This is a genomic window from Sinomonas sp. G460-2 (assembly GCF_047759905.1).
Lineage (GTDB): Bacteria > Actinomycetota > Actinomycetes > Actinomycetales > Micrococcaceae > Sinomonas.
Genome location: NZ_JBKZWT010000186.1, coordinates 1 through 7,169, shown reverse-complemented (window position 1 = coordinate 7,169; position 7,169 = coordinate 1). Strand labels below are relative to the sequence as shown.

Annotated in this window: 5 protein-coding genes; 1 reads left to right on the top strand and 4 read right to left on the bottom strand. The window is 71.8% G+C overall.

The window, feature by feature from the left end; all coding sequences use genetic code 11:
• From ACLN58_RS15190 to ACLN58_RS15180, 3 genes are all read right to left on the bottom strand, one after another.
• On the bottom strand, nt 1-1,500 hold a 1,500-nt coding region (locus tag ACLN58_RS15190; RefSeq protein WP_415856095.1), incomplete at its 3' end, for a glycosyltransferase family 39 protein.
• 221 nt (nt 1,501-1,721) lie between these two features.
• A complete protein-coding gene (locus ACLN58_RS15185) occupies nt 1,722-3,968 on the bottom strand; it encodes an ArnT family glycosyltransferase (protein WP_415856094.1) in 2,247 nt (748 codons plus the stop codon).
• Nucleotides 3,969-4,086: 118 nt separating this feature from the next.
• Nucleotides 4,087-5,490, bottom strand: coding sequence for a glycosyltransferase (locus ACLN58_RS15180; protein WP_415856093.1), 1,404 nt, complete (start codon nt 5,488-5,490; stop codon nt 4,087-4,089).
• Nucleotides 5,491-5,652: 162 nt separating this feature from the next.
• Here ACLN58_RS15180 and ACLN58_RS15175 point away from each other — a divergent pair, with 162 nt between their 5' ends.
• Entirely contained in the window at nt 5,653-5,979 is a 327-nt protein-coding gene (locus ACLN58_RS15175; RefSeq protein ID WP_415856092.1) for a hypothetical protein, read from the top strand.
• 16 nt (nt 5,980-5,995) lie between these two features.
• Here the strand turns inward: ACLN58_RS15175 and ACLN58_RS15170 are convergent, their stop codons facing one another.
• On the bottom strand, nt 5,996-7,051 hold the full coding sequence (locus ACLN58_RS15170; RefSeq protein WP_415856091.1) for a LacI family DNA-binding transcriptional regulator: 1,056 nt from the start codon (nt 7,049-7,051) through the stop codon (nt 5,996-5,998).
• Between the last annotated feature and the right edge of the window lie 118 nt (nt 7,052-7,169).

The window sequence follows — 7,169 nt, the reverse complement described above, 5'->3', positions numbered from 1 at the left end:
GGTGCCGGTCTGGCCGAAGCCCTGAGCCGTGCCCGTGCCGTTCTGCGAGAAGCCGAGGAAGCCTTGCCCGTTGCCCTGTCCGCCCGGGCCGCCGAAGCCGCCACGTCCGCCGAAACCGGAGGACGGGCCTGCCGTGACGATTGCGCCCGAGTGAGCGGTCAAGACGGTGTCGAGCGTGAACGCGAACGGGCCGGCGAGGGCCGCGACGAGGGCGAGCGCCGCCGTCGTCCGTCCCGCGAGCTTCGGGAGCCGCACGCCGAAGCCAGCCGCGAGGATCGCCGCGGCCGCCACGAGCGCGGCGATGGCGACGACCCACGCGAGCCACGGGACGAACCCGGAGGCCCGGTTGAGCAGAACCACGCCCATGATTCCCGCGGCCGCGACCGCCGCCGCGAGCACGGAGGCCTCGACCGGGTACTTCCGTCGGTGCCACAGGATCCCGCCGCCGAGGCCCACGAGGGCCGCGATGCCGGGGGCGAGCGCCACGGAGTAGTACTCGTGGATGATCCCGTGCATGAGGCTGAACGTCAGCCCCGTGACGAGCACCCAGCCGCCCCACGCCACGACGGAGGCCCGCACGGCGTCCGTGCGCGGCGCCCGCCGCCCCACCCAGAGGAGGGCGGCGCCGAGGATGAGCGAGGCGGGCAGGAGCCACGCGATTTGCCCGCCGAACGTCGAGGAGAAGAGCCGGAACAGGCCCGGCTGGCCCCAGCCGTTGCCGCCGCCCACGGAGCCGACCTCGTCGCCGCTGAGCCGGCCGAAGCCGTTGTAGCCGAACGTGAGCTCGAGGATCGAGTTGGTCTGCGAGCCGCCGATGAACGGGCGGTCCGCCGCGGGGGTGAGCATGACCGCCACGATCCACCAGCCGGCGGAGACCGCCATCGCGCCGAGGGCGCCGAGCAGGTGCAGGAGGCGCCGGCCCAGGCGGTGCGGCGCGGCCCACAGGTAGGCGGCCGCGAAGCCCGGGACCACGAGGAACACCTGGAGCTGCTTCGTGAGGAAGCCGAAGCCCAGGAGCACGCCCGCGAACAGGATCCAGCGGGCCTTGCCGCTCTGGGCCGAGCGGACGGTCGCGTAGCCGGCCGCAGTCATGAGTAGTACGAGCAGTGCGTCCGGGTTGTTGAAGCGGAACATGAGCGCCGCAATCGGGGTGAGTGCGAGCGCGGAGGCCGCGACGAGGCCCGCGCCATGGGCGGCCCGCTCGCTCCCGGTCGCGGGGCGCACGGCCCGCCGGACGGCGAGATAGAGGATCCACGCCGCGCCGACGCCCATGAGGGCCTCGGGGACGAGGATCGACCACGAGCTGAGGCCGAAAATCCGGACCGAGAGGTCCATGATCCAGAGCGCGGCCGGGGGCTTGTCCACCGTGATGGCGTTCGCGGCGTCCGAGGAGCCGAAGAAGAACGCCTCCCAGTTCTGGCTCCCGGCCTGGGCCGCCGCGCTGTAGAACGCGTTGGCCCAGCCACTCGCGGCGAGGTTCCACACATACAGAACCCCCACCCCCACCAAAAGCAAGGCCAGCTCAGCCCGCTGGCGCAGACCCCTGGTCCCCGCGCCGCCGCGGCCCGCGAGGCGGCGGAGCAGCGGATAGCGGAGAGCCGCGTCAGAGGGCGACGAAGGAGCCCAGCGGCCGGAGCTATCGCCTGTGGAGCCGCCGGAGGCGACTAAGGAAGCGGTAGCGGTGCCGGGGTCAGCAACGGGCTGAGACTGTGTCGCCGGCATCACTTCACCAGCTTGTAGACGGTCGCGTTGCCGACCGTGGTGGCCTGGAAGTTCTGCTCGACCCAGGTCGCGATGGACGAGGTGTCGCTCGCGCCGCCGCGCCCGCCGAAGCCGCCACCCATGCCGCCGCCGGCGATGTAGTACGTCACCTGGCCGCTGGCCACGAGGGCCTTGAACTGGTCGAGGCTCGGGTACGGGTCGCTTCCGGTGAAGCCGCCCATCGCGATGACGTTCGTGTCCGAGGCGAGCTCGAGGCTGGCCGCGGAGTTCGAGCCGTTCGTCGCCGCGGACCACTTGGTGGTGGTCTGCTTGAGGAGCGCCACGAGCTCGCTCGACGCGCTCGTCTCGCCGCCGGGGCCGCCGAAGCCGCCAGCCTGGGTGCCGTTGGGGGCGCCGGTGGTGCCAGTGCCGGTGGTGCCGTTGGGGGCGCCGGTGGTGCCACTGCCGGTGGTGCCGTTGGGGGCGCCGGTCGTGCCGTTCGGGAGGCTTGCTGTGCCGCCCGGCAAGCCCTCGGTCGAGGAGCCGCTGCGGTCGCGGAACCCGCCGAAGCCGGCGGCGTTGCCCATGCCGCCGAAACCGCCCTGGGCGGACGGGCCCGACGTCGGGATGGCTCCGGTGTGACCCTGCGACGCGGTCGCGATGGTGAAAGCGGTCGAGCCGAGCCCGCCCGCGAGGAGCGCGGCGACGGCCACGGAGACGGCCCCCAGGCGCAGCCGGTCGAACCGGACCACGAGGCCGAGCGCGGCGAGCACGCCGAGGATCACGATGACGAACTTGAGCCACGGGAGCCACGAGGAGTCGCGGCCCAGGAGCACGGCCGTCCAGATGCTCGTCGCGAGAATGGTCACCGCGAGCACGATCCGCGAGGGCCAGTAGGCCCGGCCGCGCCACAGCTCGGCGCCGCCGATGCCGATCACTCCGGCGATGCCGGGGGCGAGCGCGATCGCGTAGTAGGGGTGGACGGTGCCGGTCATGAAGCTGAAGACAGCGGCGGTGAGGAGCGTCCAGCCGCCCCAGATGATGAGCGAGGCGCGGACGCGGTCGGTGCGGATGGCGCGGCGCGTGAACCAGAGGCCGGCCACGAGGAGGATGAGCGCTGCGGGGAGCAGCCAGGAGATCTCGGTGCCGAAGCTCGAGCCGAACATGCGGAGGATGCCCGCCGAGCCGCCGAACATGGACCCGCCGCCGGGGCCGCCGTTGCCGCCACCGCCCGCGAAGTTGGGCACTCCCGATGCGCCCAGCGCGCTCTGGCCGGCGGCAGCACCGACGTCGGCCGCTCCGCCTGGAGCGCCGCCGAGGCGAGTGCCGCCGCCCCCGCCGCGGTTGCCGAAGATGCGGGCGAGGCCGTTGTAGCCGAACGTGAGCTCGAGGAAGCTGTTGGTCTGCGAGCCCGCCATGTACGGGCGGATGTTCGTCGGGGTGAGCGTGAACGCGAGGATATACGCGCCGGCTACGGCGATGATGCCGCCGAGGGCGCCGAGCAGGTGGACGAGGCGCCGGCGCAGCGTGGTGGGCGCGGCCCAGACGTACGCGAGCCCGAGGGCCGGGACGATGATGACGCCCTGGAGCATCTTGGTGAGGAACGCGAGGCCGATCACCGCGCCCGCAGCGACGAGCCACTTCCAGCCGGCCTTCTCGATCGCGCGGACCGTGAGGTAGGCGGCGAGGACGAGGCAGAACGTGAGCATCGCGTCCGGGTTGTTGAACCGGAACATGAGCGCCGCGACCGGCGTCGCGGCGAGCGCGCCGCCGGCGAGCAGGCCAGCGACGGGTCCGCTCACGCGCTTGACCGCGGCGTACATGAGGGCGACGGCGGCGACGCCCATGAGCGCCTCGGGCAGGAGCATCGTGAAGGAGTTGAAGCCGAAGATCCGGCCCAGGAGGCCCGGGAGCCAGAACGCGGCCGGCGGCTTGTCCACCGTGATCGCGTTGCCGGCGTCCATCGAGCCGAAGAACCAGGCGACCCAGTTCTTGCTGCCGGCCTGGATCGCGGCGGCGTAGAAGGAGTTCGCGTACCCGGAGTTCGTGAGGTTCCAGAGGTAGAGGAACGCGCTCGCGACCACGAGGCCGAACGCGGACGGACGGACCCAGCGCGGCTGTTCCGCCCCGAACGCGAGGCGCTGCCAGCGGCTTCCGGAGGGGTCACCGCCGGAGCGCGAGCGACGGCGGGCGTCGGAGTCTGTGCCCGGGCGGGACGGCGGGGACGAGGGGTCCGCCGTGGCGTCGGGGGCGAGGGACGTGGTCATGGGAGTGGCCTTTCGGTCGTTCGGTCCGTTGTGCCGTCACGTCTGCAGGGTGTGGACCCTGCGGAGCTTACGGCGCAACGGGAAGTTCTCGGTCAGGTGGACGTAAGCCCGCGGCGGGTCACGCCCTGCGGCGGAACACCCAGAGGCGGAAGAGGAGGAACTTGACGGCGGTCGCGGCGAGGTTCGCGATCGTCAGGACGGTCAGCTCGATCCACTGTCCCGGGTTCGGGATCGAATTCATCCACAGGAGCGCCCCGGCCGTGAGGGCCCAGCCGATCCCAAAGACGATGAGCCCCTCGAGGTGGTGCTGCGTGAGGCGCTCGCGCCCCAGGACGCCGAACGTGAAGCGCCGGTTCGCGGCCGTGTTGGCGATCGCGGTGATGAGCAGCGCGACGAAGTTCGCGGTCTGCGCGTCCATGAACGTGCGGCCCAGGATGAACAGCGCCGCGTACGCGAGCGTCGAGGCGACGCCGATCGCGCCGAAACGCACGAGCTGTCCGAACAGGCTCCCCTTGCGGCCGGCCTCCTCGGGGCGCAGGCCGGCCGGGAGTGGGCCGCGCGCGAGCGCCGCCTGGAGCTGCGCGACGGGGATCCGCCCTCGGGCCATGTCCGTGGTCAGGCGGTACATGCCGCGCAGGTCCTCGAGCGCCGTGCGCATGATGTCGACCTTCGAATTGGGATCGTCCGTCCAGTCCACGGGGACCTCGGCGCAGCGGAGCCCGCAGCGCTCGGCGAGGACGAGGAGCTCGGTGTCGAAGAACCACGCCTTGTCGAGCGTGTGGGGGAGGAGCTGCTGGGCCACGTCGGAGCGGATGGCCTTGAAGCCGCACTGGGCATCGCTGAAGCGCGCGCCCATGAGCGACTGGAGCAGGAAGTTGTAGGAGCGGGACACGAATTCACGCTTGGGCCCGCGCACCACGCGCGAGGAGCGCGAGAGCCGCGTGCCGATCGCGAGGTCCGAGTGGCCTGAGAGGAGCGGGGCCACAAGCGGGGCGAGGGCGTTGAGGTCGGTCGAGAGGTCCACGTCCATGTACGCGAGCACGGGCGAATCGGACGCGAGCCACACGCGGCGCAGGGCGTTGCCGCGGCCCTTCTCCTCGAGGTGCACGGCGCGCACGCTCTCGAGCTCCCGCGCCAGACGCTCGGCGACGCGCAGAGTCGAATCGGTGGAGGCGTTGTCCGCGATCGTGATGCGGAACGTGTGCGGGAACTGGGTCTCGAGGTACGCGTCGAGCCGGCGGACGCACGGCTCGAGGTCCTTTTCCTCGTTGTAGACGGGGATCGTGACGTCGAGGACCGGGATGCCGGCCCTGCGGAACGCCGCGAGGTCGAGGGCGGTTCCGGGGCGATGCGAGGGGGTTTCGGTGAGGGTTGGATGGGTGGGCTCAAACGATGTCGAGGTGGTCGGGTCGAGCGAAAGGACGACGGCGCCACCCGCCTGAGCGGACGGCTCGCCGGTTTCGAGAGCCTCGGCCTCGAAGGCTGGATCCGGGTAGGTGCCGGTGCGGTCGGTGAGCGTCATGTGTATGACTTTCCCGGCTCGGCATGTGCTCGGATTAGCGCGAAGCTGTGCCGTTACTGTGACCCCGCGGAATCCTCTGGAGCAGGACGCCCCGCTCGCCATAGAGGCTCTACCGGGCGGATGATGATTCCGGCATTGACAACTGCACAGCCTGGAGGTCTGGTGGCGATCCGCAGGTACCACCCGCGTTGGCATTCCTGGGTGGGGCTCGGCCTCGTACTGGCCGGGGCAGCGCTCGGGTTCACACTTCCGGCGGGCACCGGCTGCGGTCCCGCGTTCCCGACCGCCTACGGGCCGGTGGCGGTGGGCCAGGTGACGCCGCCCGCGTCCGACGTGGCCGCCGCGTGCCACTCGGCGGCGCTGGACCTGACCCACGTGTTCGGGGGCATGATCGTTCTCGGGATCGCGCTGATCGTCCTCGGGGCGGTGCTGCGGCTCGTCGTCGTCCTCTTGCATCGCCGTAGCCGCGACGCCGAAGCGCGGCCCTAGCGCGCGGAGGGCAGCCCTAGCCCGCGGAGGGCGCCGGCGGCGGCGCGGTCGACTCCCTCAGAACGAGCCTCATGGGGAGCACTTCGTAGTGCTGCGCCTCGCTTGGTTCGTTGCGGATGCGGGAGATGAGCTCGTGCATGCCGTTGCGGCCCGGCGCCTCGAGGTCCATGCTCACGGTCGAGAGCGAGGGGACGAGGTACTTGCCGGCGTCGAGGTCGTCCCAGCCGAACACGCTCACATCGTCCGGGACTCGCTTGCCTCGCTCGTGAAGCGCCCGGATCACGCCGATCGCGAGCTGGTCGCTGGCCGCGAAGATCGCCGTGACCGGTCCGTCGTCGAGCGGGATCCTGAGACCGAGCTTGTACCCGGACGCCATGGACCAGTCGCCGGCCGCGGTCCCCGCGGAGTGCAGCCCGAGCCGCGCGATGGTCTTCTCGTAGCTCCTGCGCCGGTTGACGGCAGACGTCCACAGCCGGGGGCCCGCCACATGGTAGAACGAGCGGTGCCCGAGGGAGGCGAGGTATTCGAGCATCTCCTCGGCGGCGCTCCCGTCGGCGAGGGAGCCGCGGGCGTGCATTGCGTCGTCGTAGTCGCCGGCGACCACGAGCGGGAGCTCGGGGTGGGCGGCGTTGATCTGCTTCTCAGCGGCGCCGAGGGGCACGAGCGAGAAGATGCCGGCCAGCCGTTCGCTCGCGATGAGGGCGAGGAGGCGGTGGACGCGGCTCGCCGTCGCGCTCTCTACGGCTACGACGTCGGGCACGTAGCCCGCCTCCTGGGCCGCGGTCATGGCACCCCGGAGCATGCGCGGGGGCACGGTCTGGGTGCCCTCCGGGACCACGACGAGCACGCGGTACGCCTGCTTGCTGCGCAGGGCGCGGGCGGCGGGATTGGGCGAGTAGTTGAGCTCCGCCATGGCGCCCTCGACCTTGACCACGGTCGCGGGCTTGAGCCCGCCGTTCCCCTTGAGGTACCGGGACACAGTCTGGTGGGAAACGCCCGCGAGCCGCGCGACCTCGTAGATGGTCGGCGGTTTGGACGCGGGTGCGGGGGTGGGGACGCTGGCCTGGCTCACCTTCTGACCCTCGCTCTCTGCCCGGACGGTTCTCCCGATCTAATCATGCTGCCTCCCGTGCCGCGCCCTCGGACGGGGCCGGCACGGAAGGCGGCACGCGAGCCTCAGCCCTGCCGGC